The sequence below is a fragment of the Treponema primitia genome (assembly GCF_046533075.1).
GTDB classification, from domain to species: Bacteria; Spirochaetota; Spirochaetia; order Treponematales; family Breznakiellaceae; genus Termitinema; species Termitinema primitia_B.
Genome location: NZ_JAJQRB010000001.1, coordinates 20,026 through 34,114 on the forward strand (window position 1 = coordinate 20,026; position 14,089 = coordinate 34,114).

Below are 14,089 nucleotides of genomic sequence, written 5' to 3' on the forward strand. Positions count from 1 at the left end.
AAGGTGTGATTACTCCGGAAGCCGGTCTGTCTAGTCTCTGAGGGAGGGTCTCCCCGCCATCTTACGCTGCAGCTCCGCCGCCCGTTCTGGGGGCATGAGTGACAGCCAGTAGGATACGATAGAAGCGCTTCCTTCAGCCTGGGCAATCTCTTCGGTCTTCCGGAGTACGTCGATGGCATCCTGATCGTTCATGTTGGTTATTATGCCCACCGCTCGCTCCGGAGGCATACCATTCAAATAACGCGCATTCTGCTCAACGTTCCTGGATCTAATGTCGGCGTCTTCCACCATGGCATTGAAGGAATTCTCCCGTTCATCCAAAGCTTTTTGCCGTTCCTCCAGGTCCTGGGCCATTTGTTCTATTTGATCCTGCCGGGAAACCAGTTCCTCTTCCTTCTGTTCTATCTCCATATTACGCAATTCCAGGGCTTCCAGCCGTATGGCCAGCCGTTCCGCATCCAGGGAAAGGAACTCCTCCTCCCCGGTTTCCGTCTGGGAGCGGGGCTGCAGGCCGATAAGGCGGTACACCGGGGCCAAAATCGTCTTGGCGTCGATAACATTGAGGTAATCAAACCATACCAAGCCGCCGCCTGCTAAAATGGCGATGAGCAGCAATAAAAGAAAAACCCTGCCTAAAACTCTCCCCACTCCGGCCTCACTCCTCTCTATAGTATACCCGTATTATAATAATCCTTTCAACACTTTCTCAGGATAAACCGGCAATTCTCAGTTACACCTCGAGAATTTTAAGAAAAACTCTGTGTTCTCTGTGTTCTTCCCTCCGTGTCCTCCGTGGTTAATTTTCTATGCGTTTATCCTGACACTTCCCGGGATTACATGGACTTTTTTCACTATTATCCCTATACTTCCTATCGGTAATTAACGAAAGGAGAACAGTATGAAAGTATTATTTATCGGTGGGACCGGGACCATCAGTACCGCCATTTCGCGGCAGCTTTGCGACATGATGTCGCACGAACAGGGGCATGAACTGTATCTGCTTAACCGGGGAACCCGCAACGATGTGCTCCCCAAGGCGGTGCAGGAGATACGCGGGGATATCAACAACGAGGCGGATATCGCTGAAAAAATTAAGGGGCATCAATTTGACGTGGTGGCGGATTTTATCGCCTTTACCGCCGCCCATGCGGAGCGGGATTACCGGCTCTTTAAAGATAAAACCAGACAATACTTGTGTTTCAGTTCCGCATCGGCTTACCAGAAGCCGCTGCAAAACTACCTGATCACCGAAAGTACCCCCCTGGCAAATCCCTACTGGCAGTATTCCCGGGATAAAATTGCGCTGGAAGATTTTCTTATCAAAAAAAACCGGGAAGAAGCCTACCCTATCACCATAGTTCGCCCCAGCCACACCTACGATGAACGGAAGATACCCCTGGGGGTCCACGGCAAAAAAGGCAGCTGGCAGGTAGCCAAACGCATCCTGGAGGGTAAGCCGGTTATCATCCACGGTGATGGGACCAGTCTCTGGACCATGACCCACAACAGCGACTTTGCCCGGGGCTTCATCGGGCTTATGGGTAACGCCCACGCCATTGGGGAGGCCGTGGGGATTACCTCCGACGAGACGGTGACCTGGAACCAGGTGTACGCTGCCATCGCCGCGGCCCTGGACCGGCCGCTCAAGGCGGTTCACGTGTCCAGCGAATTCCTCGCCGCAGTGAGCGATTATGATTTTACCGGGGGGCTCATCGGGGATAAGGCAAACTCCGTGGTCTTCGACAATACCAAGCTTAAACGGCTGGTTCCCGGCTTTAGCGCCACGGTCCGTTTCGATCAGGGTATACGGAAGACCGTCGAATATGTGCTGGCCCATAAGGAATTGCAGGAAGAGGACCCGGAATTCGATGCATGGTGCGATAGGGTTATTGCGGCCCAGGATAAGGCAGCAGCGGAAGTGTTGAAAAAATAATCGTAAAATATTTCTTTAAAACCGCAGCCGTACCAGGGCTGTAACCAGCAGCCGCGTTCCTGTTCTTTCCGGTCCCAGCTCACCGGGGCTGCTATCGGCAAGTACGGCCTTGTCTAAAGGAACCTGGGCGGAGATGGAGAGGCTCATGCCCTGGAAGATTTCGTAGTCCATGCTCAGGGTGGGCGAGAAGGAAAGGTCGTCCAGGGCGGCGGCGCAGGCGAGGCTGGCTGAGGTATAGTCGTTGAAGCGGTAACGAAAGAGGGCGTAGAGATAGTTTTGCTGTTGGAGGGCGAAGATACCCGAGGCGGTGGAAGAATCGCTGCCGTTGTAAAGGTATTCCGTAAGAACATAGCAGTCTCCGTCAAGGAACGAGTAGTCGAAGCCCGCGCCGGCGGACAGGCCGTCGATACCGGCAGCGGCATTGGGGTTCCAGGCGTAGAGGGCGTCCGCCACAAGACCTACGATTAAATCCGCCTTAACCGAAAGGCCCCAGCGGTGGATACCGGAGGAGCTCAGTACGGGCGTTTCGTAGGCGTAGAGGGCCTGGAGACTGGCGCGGCCCCAGTGATTTTCGGCGGAAAGGCCGGCAATAAGGCCGCCGCCATCCTGCTCAAAGGGGTTTCTTGGGGAGGCGGTGAAGACCAGAAGCTTGGCTGAATCTGCAGGGTAGAGAGAACAGGCGGCGCCCAGGATGGCCCGCGGACGAGCGGTAGTTGAAAGGGGGCTGCGGGGGTTGAGGAAATCCGAGGAGCCCCAGGCCTGGCCGTAGCCAAAGGGGAGCCGCATAAGACCGGCGTCAAGGCCCACGGATTCACCGTTCAGGCGGAAGTAGAGCCGTTCCAGTTCAATATAGGCGGCGTAGTTTTCTCCGGCGTCCATGCTGCCCTGGGAGGAGGCGCCTGAAGCGGCAATGAGGTTAAGGGCGCCGTAAAAGGCTCCCCTGTCCTTTACCTTTGCCTGCATTCTGATATTGGCGTATTCCTCAAAGCCGTATAGAAAGTCCGATGCGTTCCCCGCCCCCGCTCCAAGGGTAAGCTTGGAATCCAGGATGCCGGAAAAGGTCTGCGCCCCGGCGGACAGAGGAAAAATTAACAGTAATACTGCGATAAAACGGATTGGTTTCATCATTCATTCCTTACCGTTCCAGGTTCCGGGTGCTGAATACCGAATCCGGGATGGGACGATCCAGCACGACACTGCGGAGTATAAAGGTAGTTTTGCTTCCCCGGCGGAGCAGATCCCGCATCTCCGACTCCACGGGGAAACGGCGGCCGCCAAAATTTTCCGCACGGAGCAGGGTATACTCCTTGAGTTTTGAACCGGAAAGGGCGAAAAGCTCATAATGGAGCAGATCGTTGTTTTCCTTGTCTATCCAAAGTTTTTGTTTGGGGTAACTTTCGGTGCGGCGTTTAGCGCTCAGCTCCAGGACCCAGGCGCCCCGGTTGTTCCACGTTTCAGAACCCGCGAGTACCGGATTGTAGCGGGAGGAGAGGCTTTCATTATCAATGGTATCCTCGTAGGAAAGATCCGAACCCATCATTGATTCCTTGAGCATGTGTCCGGAAATAAGCATCACCTCCTCGTTGTCCGGGGAATAGACATAGAGCCTTAACCCCTTCTTGAGGTACTTAGTCCCCCTGTCCTCCGGGTTCTGAAATTCCACAAAGCTGTCCGAATTGCCCCGGGCATAGGCCTTCATGGTCTTAACATACTGCCTATTCTGATAGTCAATGATCATCTCACCTTCATATTCAATGGTACTATAGACTTCGTTATCGTCCACCCGGCGCAGCAGTTCCGCCGCACTCGGCGCCGCCTGGGCAAATACCGAAAGGGAGCCGAAAAATAAAATAACCTGAAATAGTACTTTTCTCATAACAAACCTCCAATTTGCATCCGCAATTTTATAACCCCATCCTAGCTCCGCAGGGCTTCCACGGGTTCCACAAAGGCGCTCCGTAAGGATGGTATCAGCGTACAGATGGAAGTAATTACCACGCCGAACAGGAACCCTTGCAGCAAAATTAATGGGGAGAATTCCAGGAATATGGTACCCGACATGGGGAAGTCCTTCATGCTTCCGCCGGTCATGGTACTGAAATCAAAGGGGAAGAATGAGCCGATCAGGGTGGTGATCCCTCCGATCAATACCCCCGCCAGGGAACCGGCTATGCTGAGGAATATGGCCTCGAAGAAAAACACCGTAACTATTTCAGCGCGGGTCATCCCAAGGGAACCCATCATACCTATTTCCTTGATCCGTTCGTGGATGATCATCACCACCGTATTAACGATAAGAAAGCTCGCCACAATAAGGAATACCAGGTAGATGATTATGTAGATCCCCATGCTCTGCTGCATCATTGCCACAAAGTAATTATCACGCCAGTCCCGTACCACATTCCGATCCCCAATTAAATTCTTAAGCGCCGCAGCAATTGTATCGCTCTGGTTTTCCCGTTCTCCATAGATGAAAAGCTGCTGTGTGCCATCCCCCAGGACCAGGAGCTGCTGGAGCCGCTCAAAGGAAACGATGATCACCCCCTCGTCATACTTTCGGTAATCAAATTCAAATATGCCGGTAATCTCGGGACTCCATATCTTGTCGGAAAATTGGGCGGAGACCGTTTTGAGGGGAATACGGTCCCCAATCCTGAGCCCCGCCTTTCGGGCCAGAGCGGTTCCTATGGCACAGCCTTTGCTTCCCGGTTCGGGATACCGGCCTTCCACAAGGCCGTTGGTCCGGTCTGAAAGGTTAAAATAGTTTATCTGCGCTTCCTTTTCCATTTCAATTCCCCAGAGCAGGGCGTGTTTCACCGTACTGTTCTGCAGGGTCGCATAGGCGCTGATCCGGGGAAATGCGGCTTTTACACCGGGGATGGCCTTTGCAGCCTCCGCCAATTCTGCGGCGCTTTTACCGTCCTCCACCGGGTACTGTACCGGGTAGTATTCCTGTTCCGCCTCATACTGGGCCGACACCACGCTGACATGGCCGGTTTCAAAAACCTGAACCACTTCGTTGATGCTCCGTATCATGCCGTCCCCCATGGCCTGCATGACGATGGTAAAAAACACCGCCAGACCCACTGCGGTAATGCAGAGCGCGGTCCGCCTGATATTCCGCCATATGTTCCGGTATGCAATGATCAGGAGGGTTCCGGTCCCTCCTCTTCCGTATTCTGTCGTATTCATGTTTTTCTCCTATTCAAACCGCAGACTTTCTGTTACCGGCATTTTCAGAGCCCGTTTGACCGGCAGAAAAGCCATAAGAGAAGAAAGGATTGTGGCGACAACACCGGACAGAAAAATTACCGGTACATTCCAGGCGGATTTAAAACTCGCGGCGATACGGTATCCAAAATCCCCTCCCATTTGATCGCTCACGGCGGAATAATCGATCCCGTATTTTATCATGGGTATATTGATAAGGCAGCCCAGGATTATCCCGAAAACGGAACCTAAAAGCCCTACCATACCCGCTTCCATCATGTAGGTTCCAATGAGTTGTCCATCGGTCATGCCCATGGCCCGCATCATCCCTATTTCCCGGGTCCGTTCCAGGATCGCCAAAAGCATGGTATTGGCTATCCCCAGGAAGGAAAGGATGAAAAGGAGAATTACTATTATCCGGGATGAAATATCATCTCCCTTGGAAACGGCGATATAATCGGCGGCGTAATCCAGCCAGCCGAATACTCCAAGTTCCGGGGAAAGTCCGGAGGGAATAGCCGCGGACAGAAAGGCGGTAATTGTTTCGGATGATTCACTCTTAAGCGGCAGCCGGGAATCGTCGGCGTTTTTTTCCCGGATAAGAAGTTCCGTAACCCGGCCTTCCAGCATAAGACCCGATTCATCCTGTAACACATCCATGGGCAGGTATCCCACATTATTATTGTTTTTCGGGTTCGGAGAATTTATCATCCCCACAAGCACCGCGTCGACAAGCTGGTTCACATGACGTACGGCTCCGGTATAGTCGATCCTGATCAGGGAGACGAGAATTGGGTCCAACAGGGCCGGATCATCCGAGCTTAGGTAATAGACGCCGGTAAGGGGATCAAGCTCGTAGGCCGAAAGCAGGACGCGCCGTTCTCCATCGTTCAGAAGGGGGGCAATATCATTGTCGTACCTATCCTGACGTATCGAATCCGGCGCAGCTTTTATGTCCAGCACGGTGGATATACGCAGATCCATCCTTCCCGTTGCGGCCAGTATGTTCCAGCATCTTTCAAGATCCTCCGGGGGAAGGTCCTTTTTTATAACCAGTCTGACATCCCCGGCGGCAATTTTATCCCCAAGGTCGTACATCCCATGTTTTTTTTGAACCAACTCCTCATACAAGCCGGTGATAAAGGCACGGTCCGCCTCATCGGACACCGGGGCAAGGTATTCGTTCTCCAGTTCCGACCGGGTAGGCCGCTGGGGAACACCAGCCTTTATTTTCTGGGCCGTCATGGACCCCAGGGCAATCTCAAAGGCGCCGGGTTTTATATACCTGCCCGCATCCGTATATGTTGTATACCGCAGCAAGTTTGCTTCCGCAGCGGGATCGCAGGCGATAAACTGCATGGGGGCGGAACCGAACTCCGAATAGAGGGTGCCGGTAAAAACAAACCGGGGGGCGCTGTCATAACCCGCCTTGTCCAATGCCGCAGCGTACTGTTCCCAATTACTAAAACTTTCGTACATGGGCAGCTCATCCTTCTTATCAAAATAGGCTTTTGTCTGGAGTTTAGCGGCGCCGCTCTCGTAGTTAACGATATTACGCCGGGAATCCAGGTTCATCCCGAGGATCCAGCCGTCTATGAAGATATAGAGACCCACGCTTACGGTTACCGCCAGAACCGTGATGATGGTCTTAACCTTATGCCGGAAGAGATTCCTCCATGCTATACGTTTTATTTCTACTGCGGTAGAAAAAATACCACTCATGATTTTACCTGCTCTTTTTCTATCTGCCCGTCCCGTATCAAAATTACCCGGCGCGCAAAATCCATAACCATATTGTCATGGGTTGAAAAGATAAAGGTGGTTCCTTCAATTTGATTAAGGCGGAGCATAATTTCCAGAATCTCCCGCCCGGTCTTTGAGTCCAGGTTCGCCGTGGGCTCATCCGCTAGGATGATGCTGGGACGCTTCACCAGGGCTCGGGCTATTGCCACCCGCTGCTGCTGCCCCCCGGACATCTCCTTGGGTTTACGGTTCCCCATGCCCTCAAGACCGACCTCCAGAAGCACCTTTTCTGTTCTTTCTTTGATTTCCTTTTTATCAATCCCCAGCAGGGTGAGGGGGAAGGAAATATTCTCCGTCACCGAAAGAACCGGTATAAGGTTATAGGCCTGAAAGATAAAACCAATACTGCTGCGCCTGAGCAGGGCGAGCTGTTTTCTTGAGAGAGCCGCCATGTCCTGCCCTCCTATATACATGGCGCCCCCCGTAAGGGTGTCCAGACATCCGGCCAGGTGGAGGAAGGTTGATTTTCCGCTCCCCGACGGACCTGCGACGGCGGCAAATTCCCCGCCCTGAAATTCCAGGCTTACCCCCCGCAGGGCGTGTACTTCAATCCCGTTCAGGGAATAATCCTTCACCACGTTTTCCGCTTTTATTACCGTCATTAGGTATCTCCTTTAAAATAAATGTTATATTTATATAACATTATAGGCCATCCTTTCACTGAAGTCCAGTGAAATCTATTTTTTTAGATCCCGCTGCAGCTCCGATAGGGCCTGTAATCCAAATACATCCTTGGTTTTAAGTTCCTCGGCAATTGAGTTGGGAACCAGCATCATGGAGTTCCCCGCCTTAAGACCTTCGTTCAATATGGAAAGAATTTTAAGCTTCATCGCCGGTTCATTTTTAGCGTAGACTTGAACCGCTTCCTCCAGCTTTTTGGCAATCTCAATTTCCGCCTCCGCCAGGAGAACCCGGCTTTTCTTCTCCCGTTCCGCCTGAGCCACCCGGGAGAGAGAGTCCTGGAGGGCGGCGGGGATCTGCACATCCGTAATTTCAATATGCTGAACCGTGATACCCCAATCGGTGGTCTTCTTGTCCACCTCACCCTGAATCTGCCGGGCGATAATCTCCCCGTGCTGTAAAAAGGTACTAAGGTCATGGCCGGAAATAGCGTTTCTGAGCGCGGTTTTGGAGGACAGAATTACTGCGTCAAGGTAATTTTCCAGTTCCAGGACAGCCTTTTCCGGGTCCCAGACCAGCCAGAAACAAAGGGCGTCCACCGTAACGGTCACCGAATCCATGGTGAGGGTCGCCTGGGCGGAAAAATCCGTAACCCGTATCCGCAGATCCACTACCTGGGCCACCCGGTCCGCCAGGGGAACCAGCACAAAGAGCCCCGGCCCCCGGACCCGGTGAAACCTTCCGAAGCGCAGCACGATGGCCCGTTCCCACTCTTCAAGCTTCTGAACCGCCGGGACGATAAGAACCGCCAGGGCGGCAAATATAACAGGCATCGCAAGCCCAGGCCGGCCTGCGATGGCGGCGGAACAGGAAAGCAGCAGGGCGATCTTTATCCCGGCGCTCCACCGGGGCCAGAGTATCATCAGGAAGATTGCGGTCAGGGGAACACCGGCCAAAATGCCCAGTTCAAAAGGCGCGGGCAGTTCACTCCGAAGGACGAGAACGGCGATCACAAAAACAATCAGGATCACTAAAAGGCTTATCCCCACGCCATTGAAGAAAAAATCCCGCCGCTTTTCCGGCCGGGGCATGTTTTTTATCAGGAGTTTCTTTTCCTTTTTTTCAGCCTTCATCAACATCCTCCTAAATCAGAATAATCCCGCAGCATTTCTAAAAGGGAGGTTTTCGAGACTCCCAGGTTTTCAAATTCCTGAATAAACCGGGTAAGAACCTCCCGGATTTTCCGGTCCCGGGCATCCTCCTCCGGGACCGGCTTCCTGTCGGAGATGAAGGTACCGCTCCCCACCTGGGTGGAAAGTATCCCCCGGATTTCAAGTTCGTTATAAGCCTTGGCTATGGTATTCGGATTGATTCGAAGCTCCACCGCCAGGGCGCGGATGGTAGGGAGCCTATCCCCGCTCTTCAGTCTCCCTGATAAGATGGCGTACTCAATCTGCTGGATGATCTGCCGGTAAATCGGCGCCCCATTGGCGTTATCCAGGGAGAAACTAATACCCGAAGGGATAATTGTACTATTCATCTAATACAATTGTAAATGAACTAGTACAATATGTCAAGTGAATTATTGTTTTTTTGAATTATTGTTTTGACTTCCACACGTCAAGGGCATTCTGAACCGTGAAGCTTAGATCTCCGGGGTTTTTGGTTCCCATGGCTATTTCCTGCAATCCATCGTTGATGGCGCTGTACACCGCTTCCGGGAAAACCCTGTCGATCACCGCGGTACCTGTTTTATACTCCCGGGCGAACTTAGCCACCTCTTTCTGTATAGGTTCCAGGTCCAGGGCGTTTTCGTCGATATCAATGCGGCTCGGTATGCCTATTTTCCCGGAACTCAGAAGCCAGGTCTGGGTTTCCCTGCCGGAAAGCCACTGTATAAGGCGCCAGGCAGCCCGTTCCTCCGGGGACTTATCCCGTATATTCGCACTGATACCCCAGCCTGCTCCAAGTACCACGGAAGTAGAATCGTTAAACTTAACCCCGTTAATCTCCGGGAACAGGGTAACCAGAATATCCTGCCGCTCGAGGGGGATAAAGGCCTGGGCGCGCCAGTCGCCGTCGATAAGGTAGGCGGCCTTATTTTCGGCAAATTGGGTAACAACATCCCCGTAATCGATGAGCAGGGTAGTTCTGGCTATAACCCTGTCAATATAGAGGGATTGGATAAATTCAAGGGCCGCCGTAAAATCGCTGTCCGTAAATTTCGCCTTGCCGGAAAGTATCGCCTGTTCCCAAGCCTCACCACAGAAACGCCCGGCAATGAGGGAGAATAGGCATTCCTGCATTACCCAACCGTCCTGGTTGCCCAGGATGATGGTCTCATAGCCCTTTGACCTGAGTATGGGAACCTGAGCTTTAAGCTCATCATAGGTCTTCGCCGCCGTAAGCCCCGCATCGGCAAGTACCGCGGTATTCACATAGAAGGCATGGGTTGAAGTAAGAGACCTGGGCAGTATACCCAAGTATCCTGCAGCCTGGGCCCCTCCGTCCAGGGCTGCAGGGGAAAAGGCCGTCCCGAGCTTATCCCCGGCTGCCAGGGGAGAAAGATCCTTCAGAAATTTCCCGGCATGGAGCCCCGTGGACCCCCCCGAAGGCCAGGCAAAGATAATATCCGGAAACTTCCGCGCCTCAATACAGGCTGCTATTTTGGCATGGTAGGATTCACCATACAGATCCTCCCGGACTATGGTAATATGGGGATTCGCCTCCTCAAAGGCATCCCAAACCCGGGCTTCTTCCTCGGCGCTGCCGGGCAGGGTCGTATCAAAATAGTTCAATACCCGGAGACTTACCGGCGCATTTGGGCCACCCCCGAAACAGCCGGAAAGGGCTAAAGCCGTCACAAGGATCAGCCCCATAGAATAGTACGATTTTATCATAATTTTATTATTATTCCCATTTACCCCGCTGTCAATTCATGGCTTGACACTAAAACGGGGAATTCGGTAGTATATTTCCGTTACCCTAGTTCACGCGGCCATGGTGGAACTGGTAGACACGCCAGCTTGAGGTGCTGGTGCCGAGAGGTATGGAAGTTCGAGTCTTCTTGGCCGCAACGAATGCCCCGCTGAAAAGCGGGGTTTTTGTTTGAACCGTTCCAAGAAGACTCGAACTTCCGGAGGGCGCGCCGAGTGAATACGAGGAAAAGCGCGCATGGATGCGCGCGTCAGCGCCCGGAGCTGGCCCGGAAGCCGAGAACAGGATGTTCGATGCTGGAGGGTTCGAGTCTTCTTGGCCGCAACGAATGCCCCGCCTATTTGGCGGGGTTTTTTTATAGCCTCACGGAAGCCTTTTTCGAGGGCCTTGAAGAAGTTGGAAAAGGGGTTTATAGTTTGTATTTATGGCATCATTTATTGGTTACCATGGGACTGATGAATATGGGGCTAGAAAAATAGAGGAGCGCGGGTTTGAAGATTCGCCTTCTGAAAGTTGGTTAGGGCCGGGTATCTATTTTTTTGAGACCCAAGGGGTTTTTGATGGAATAGAAGCGGCAGAATGGTGGGTTAAAACCTACAAAAAGTATCCCCGATGGGTTATACTAAAAGCGGAGATTAATTCTGTTGCTGTTATGGATTTGTTTGGTTCAAAAATCGACAGAGCAAAATTTGGTAGCATAAAACAAAAATTGCTTGAAAAACATCTTGCTTCCGGAGGTAAGGAAATTGACTTTGAACTTAAAACCGTATTTATGGCCATCAACAGAAAAGTCGATATAATCCGATGTCTAGTCGATGCCGCACGGTTGGACAAATTTGTCAATTTTGTTGTGGGTTTTCCGCAAATACAAATTTGTGTCACAAAGTCGGGTTGCATAAGCAACTTTCAAAAGTTTAATGAAGGGATTCTATAATGGACGATACGCTGTTTGAAGAAATTCTCAATGAAATTGATTTGATGTCCTCTGAAGAATATTGGGCTTTTTATCGGGAAGCTAAGAAGTTACCTGATTTTAACCTGCTTATTCCGGCTGATTTGAACACAAATTCCGGCAACACTTGAACATGAAACCGGAACATTTGAACATCGTACCTACTCCAGGACAAGGTATACCACAGGCCGGTAAAATTGTGCAAGCATGTTTTAGCGGACTCTTATGCGCCGTAGGCGCCGGTCAAAGGAGGGGCTAATCAGGGTCCCTGTCGGCGAGAGTTTTTCTCATGGAATCCCCCGAAATGTTGAACTTATGGGCGTTGTGGACTACCCGGTCCAGGATGGCGTCGGCTAGAGTGGGGTCCGGAAATAGGCCGTGCCAAGCGGAACAGGGAAGCTGTCCTGAGATAATCGTCGAGGCGGCATCGTAGCGCCGTTCAAAGAGCTCCATGATTTCATGACTCTCCTCCAGGGTGAACTTCCGCAGCCCCCAGTCGTCCAGAATGAGCAGCGGAACTGTCGCGAGGCGGTTACGAAGCAGGGTGAACCGGCCCTCCATCTGGGCATCGGAAAGCTGTACGAAGAAGTCGGGAACCCTGATATAGGTCACCGGGGTACCTTGGTAACAGGCGGCGCGGCCGATGGCGCTGACAAGGTAGGTCTTGCCGACCCCGGTAGGACCCGTGATAAGGATATTCTGTTTGTTCCTGAGGTATGATCCTTCGCACAAACGCTGTACATCGGGTTTTGAAATGCCGTGTTTTCCCTGGTAGTCAATGTCCTCAATGACCGCCGGGAACCGGAAGCCCGCCTGGGTCACCAGTCGGTTAATCCGCTTGGAGCGTTTGGCAAGCCATTCGGCCTCGACCAGAAGTGCCAGCCGTTCGTCGAAGGGGAGCGTGTCCGGACCCGGCTGTTCCTGCTGTTCGATGAAGGCGGCGGCCATGGCCGACAGGTGGAGGTCGTGCAGTTGATTTATCGTTGTTTTGTTAAGCATTGAACGCCTCCTCAGCCAGGGATGGACCGTAGTATTCCTGTCCCCGGATGTTTTGATGGGTAATAGGGGGTGCAGCCTGCTCCTCCTGTTTCTTAAACAGCCGTTCAAAATACTTATGGGTATAGATGTTGGCGGCCAGGGCTTGCTCACAGACTTGTTCCATGTATTGCCGGGGTGCGTTCTGCCCCATGCGGAGGATACCGGCGCAGGTTTTAAATGACTGTTCCGGATGTTCCCGCTGTTCCATAAGCCAGGTGATATAGGCCTCCGTTTTCGGCCCCGTCTTGGCCGCCCAGGAGCGGAACCGTTCAGGCGACCAGTCGGCGACCGCCTTGTGTTTCTCGGGCATATGCTCAAATCGGTGGGTTCTTTCCAGTCTTGGTTGAAAACATCACTTAAGATCATTTTTCAAGAAAGTTGTATTATTTTTCATTCAGCTTTTCTCGGTAATCAACTAACTTTGGGAAGAACCAATCGGTGGTATACCGGCTGCGCTTCTCGTAATTACGGATATGGCAGGAAATGCGTTCCCCCTCCGAAAACACCTCAATAGTGCGTATTGTAGCCCGTATTTCGACCTGTTTCCCCGCAAACGTGTAGGGCACGCTGTAGTAATACGAATCGAACTGGACATGATAGTCGAAGCCGACCTTAGCCAGCTTATGTTCGGCGTACTCGTACCGGGACGGGGGAAGCGCCCGTAACTGCCCTTTCTCAAATTCCAAGAAAGCCTCCTGCCGATTCCCCGGGATTTTTGCGAACGGCTGAGTGTTGAGGACTTCGAGCTCCGCCCTCACCGCCTTCCACAGTTCCGGGAAGGAAAGAAACTGCCGGTCCCGCAATTTCGCAATGATTCTGCGTTCCACGATTTGTACACCGGTTTCTACCGGCGCCTTGTCCCGGGGAGCTCTGGACCGGGCCGGGATGATGACCGCCCCATAGTACCGGGCCAGCTCGTGATAGGTCTTGTTAAGATCCGGGTCGTAGTATTTTGGTTTGATGACTGCCGTCTTGGTATTATCTGGCACAAGAATCGCTGCGGCCCCGCCGTAGTACTCAAAGGCGTTTACATGGGCCGCGCTCCACGATTCCTGTCCCATGTTCAGGAACGGTTCCACATACAGGTAAGAACTGGCCGGGAGGTCTGCTACAAACAGGTATACTTTTACTGCTTCCCCCCGAGAATTGGTATACTGCATGGTCAGCCCTGCCCAGTCAACCAGCATTCGTTCCCCGGCTTTGTAGGATTTATGCATATACACCTCATTCTGTTTACGGAACTTCCGATACCGCTCGCAGAATGGAGAAAGCATATATCCGTTGGGGTGGGCGGTTTTGTACTCCTCCCACAGGAGGGTTAGGGTGACCCCCTTCTTCTGCATTTCCCGGTGGACCCATTCCAGGTCCGGTTCGTCCCGCTGCGCCCCCGCCTCTTTGACCGCCGGGTACAGGACCTTGCTCAGCTCCTTGTTCCGTATGGCCTTAAGGTCGATGATGCCCGCCTCCCGGGCCCGCGCCAGAATGGCGTTCACATTCCCCAGGGAGCGGCCGGTGGCCCCGGCTATTTCCCGCTGTGTCATTCCTGCGTCCTTGAGCCGAAGGATTTCCCGTGCTTTTTCCATCTCTACTCTCCT

The 14,089-nt window shown here is 52.6% G+C and carries 15 protein-coding genes and 1 tRNA gene; 4 read left to right on the top strand and 12 right to left on the bottom strand.

Annotation, left to right across the window (positions count from 1 at the left end):
* Positions 1-30: 30 nt before the first annotated feature.
* Positions 31-648: a periplasmic-type flagellar collar protein FlbB gene (locus LQZ19_RS00110; protein WP_411045592.1), complete on the bottom strand. Its 618-nt coding sequence runs from the start codon at positions 646-648 to the stop codon at positions 31-33.
* Positions 649-898: 250 nt separating this feature from the next.
* Between LQZ19_RS00110 and LQZ19_RS00115 the strand changes: the two genes are divergently transcribed.
* Complete coding sequence (locus LQZ19_RS00115; protein ID WP_411045593.1) at positions 899-1,933, top strand: SDR family oxidoreductase; 1,035 nt, start codon at positions 899-901, stop codon at positions 1,931-1,933.
* Between the two features lie 15 nt (positions 1,934-1,948).
* Here LQZ19_RS00115 and LQZ19_RS00120 read toward each other — a convergent pair whose 3' ends face one another.
* From LQZ19_RS00120 to LQZ19_RS00155, 8 genes are all read right to left on the bottom strand, one after another.
* Positions 1,949-3,061, bottom strand: a complete 1,113-nt coding sequence (locus tag LQZ19_RS00120) for a hypothetical protein (RefSeq protein ID WP_411045594.1) — start codon at positions 3,059-3,061, stop codon at positions 1,949-1,951.
* 7 nt (positions 3,062-3,068) lie between these two features.
* Positions 3,069-3,809, bottom strand: a complete 741-nt coding sequence (locus LQZ19_RS00125; RefSeq protein WP_411045595.1) for an outer membrane lipoprotein-sorting protein — start codon at positions 3,807-3,809, stop codon at positions 3,069-3,071.
* A 41-nt stretch (positions 3,810-3,850) separates the two neighbouring features.
* Positions 3,851-5,125, bottom strand: a complete 1,275-nt coding sequence (locus tag LQZ19_RS00130) for an ABC transporter permease (protein WP_411045596.1) — start codon at positions 5,123-5,125, stop codon at positions 3,851-3,853.
* Between the two features lie 9 nt (positions 5,126-5,134).
* Positions 5,135-6,865 carry an ABC transporter permease gene (locus LQZ19_RS00135; protein WP_411045597.1) on the bottom strand — a complete coding sequence of 577 codons (1,731 nt, stop codon included), beginning with the start codon at positions 6,863-6,865 and terminating at the stop codon, positions 5,135-5,137.
* Positions 6,862-7,548: an ABC transporter ATP-binding protein gene (locus tag LQZ19_RS00140; RefSeq protein WP_411045598.1), complete on the bottom strand. Its 687-nt coding sequence runs from the start codon at positions 7,546-7,548 to the stop codon at positions 6,862-6,864. Before LQZ19_RS00140 ends, LQZ19_RS00135 begins: the two co-directional genes overlap by 4 nt.
* 75 nt (positions 7,549-7,623) lie before the next feature.
* Positions 7,624-8,700, bottom strand: coding sequence for an SPFH domain-containing protein (locus LQZ19_RS00145; RefSeq protein WP_411045599.1), 1,077 nt, complete (start codon positions 8,698-8,700; stop codon positions 7,624-7,626).
* Positions 8,700-9,107 (bottom strand): GntR family transcriptional regulator, encoded by a 408-nt coding sequence (locus tag LQZ19_RS00150; protein WP_411045600.1) that lies wholly within the window; start codon positions 9,105-9,107, stop codon positions 8,700-8,702. Before LQZ19_RS00150 ends, LQZ19_RS00145 begins: the two co-directional genes overlap by 1 nt.
* Positions 9,108-9,165: 58 nt before the next feature.
* Positions 9,166-10,467 carry an ABC transporter substrate-binding protein gene (locus LQZ19_RS00155; protein WP_411045601.1) on the bottom strand — a complete coding sequence of 434 codons (1,302 nt, stop codon included), beginning with the start codon at positions 10,465-10,467 and terminating at the stop codon, positions 9,166-9,168.
* Positions 10,468-10,561: 94 nt separating this feature from the next.
* Here LQZ19_RS00155 and LQZ19_RS00160 point away from each other — a divergent pair.
* From LQZ19_RS00160 to LQZ19_RS00170, 3 genes are all read left to right on the top strand, one after another.
* Positions 10,562-10,643, top strand: a tRNA-Leu gene (locus LQZ19_RS00160).
* A gap of 285 nt (positions 10,644-10,928) precedes the next feature.
* Positions 10,929-11,438 (top strand): hypothetical protein, encoded by a 510-nt coding sequence (locus LQZ19_RS00165; RefSeq protein ID WP_411045602.1) that lies wholly within the window; start codon positions 10,929-10,931, stop codon positions 11,436-11,438.
* Positions 11,438-11,587 (top strand): hypothetical protein, encoded by a 150-nt coding sequence (locus LQZ19_RS00170; protein ID WP_411045603.1) that lies wholly within the window; start codon positions 11,438-11,440, stop codon positions 11,585-11,587. Before LQZ19_RS00165 ends, LQZ19_RS00170 begins: the two co-directional genes overlap by 1 nt.
* Before the next feature lie 124 nt (positions 11,588-11,711).
* Here the strand turns inward: LQZ19_RS00170 and istB are convergent, their stop codons facing one another.
* The 3 genes from istB to istA all read right to left on the bottom strand — a co-directional run bounded on the left by istB (position 11,712) and on the right by istA (position 14,077).
* Complete coding sequence (gene istB, locus LQZ19_RS00175) at positions 11,712-12,455, bottom strand: IS21-like element helper ATPase IstB (RefSeq protein ID WP_411045604.1); 744 nt, start codon at positions 12,453-12,455, stop codon at positions 11,712-11,714.
* Complete coding sequence (locus tag LQZ19_RS00180; RefSeq protein WP_411045605.1) at positions 12,448-12,804, bottom strand: hypothetical protein; 357 nt, start codon at positions 12,802-12,804, stop codon at positions 12,448-12,450. The genes istB and LQZ19_RS00180 overlap by 8 nt, the downstream gene beginning before the upstream one ends.
* 73 nt (positions 12,805-12,877) lie before the next feature.
* Complete coding sequence (gene istA / locus LQZ19_RS00185) at positions 12,878-14,077, bottom strand: IS21 family transposase (RefSeq protein WP_411045606.1); 1,200 nt, start codon at positions 14,075-14,077, stop codon at positions 12,878-12,880.
* Between the last annotated feature and the right edge of the window lie 12 nt (positions 14,078-14,089).

Coding starts and splice junctions, on each gene's coding strand:
- LQZ19_RS00120 (WP_411045594.1), bottom strand. CDS start 3,061: ATGATGAAACCAATCCGTTTTATCGCAGTATTACTGTTAATTTTTCCT.
- LQZ19_RS00180 (WP_411045605.1), bottom strand. CDS start 12,804: ATGCCCGAGAAACACAAGGCGGTCGCCGACTGGTCGCCTGAACGGTTC.
- LQZ19_RS00165 (WP_411045602.1), top strand. CDS start 10,929: ATGGCATCATTTATTGGTTACCATGGGACTGATGAATATGGGGCTAGA.
- LQZ19_RS00145 (WP_411045599.1), bottom strand. CDS start 8,700: ATGAAGGCTGAAAAAAAGGAAAAGAAACTCCTGATAAAAAACATGCCC.
- istB (WP_411045604.1), bottom strand. CDS start 12,455: ATGCTTAACAAAACAACGATAAATCAACTGCACGACCTCCACCTGTCG.
- LQZ19_RS00135 (WP_411045597.1), bottom strand. CDS start 6,865: ATGAGTGGTATTTTTTCTACCGCAGTAGAAATAAAACGTATAGCATGG.
- istA (WP_411045606.1), bottom strand. CDS start 14,077: ATGGAAAAAGCACGGGAAATCCTTCGGCTCAAGGACGCAGGAATGACA.
- LQZ19_RS00170 (WP_411045603.1), top strand. CDS start 11,438: ATGGACGATACGCTGTTTGAAGAAATTCTCAATGAAATTGATTTGATG.
- LQZ19_RS00115 (WP_411045593.1), top strand. CDS start 899: ATGAAAGTATTATTTATCGGTGGGACCGGGACCATCAGTACCGCCATT.
- LQZ19_RS00130 (WP_411045596.1), bottom strand. CDS start 5,125: ATGAATACGACAGAATACGGAAGAGGAGGGACCGGAACCCTCCTGATC.
- LQZ19_RS00150 (WP_411045600.1), bottom strand. CDS start 9,107: ATGAATAGTACAATTATCCCTTCGGGTATTAGTTTCTCCCTGGATAAC.
- LQZ19_RS00155 (WP_411045601.1), bottom strand. CDS start 10,467: ATGATAAAATCGTACTATTCTATGGGGCTGATCCTTGTGACGGCTTTA.
- LQZ19_RS00140 (WP_411045598.1), bottom strand. CDS start 7,548: ATGACGGTAATAAAAGCGGAAAACGTGGTGAAGGATTATTCCCTGAAC.
- LQZ19_RS00125 (WP_411045595.1), bottom strand. CDS start 3,809: ATGAGAAAAGTACTATTTCAGGTTATTTTATTTTTCGGCTCCCTTTCG.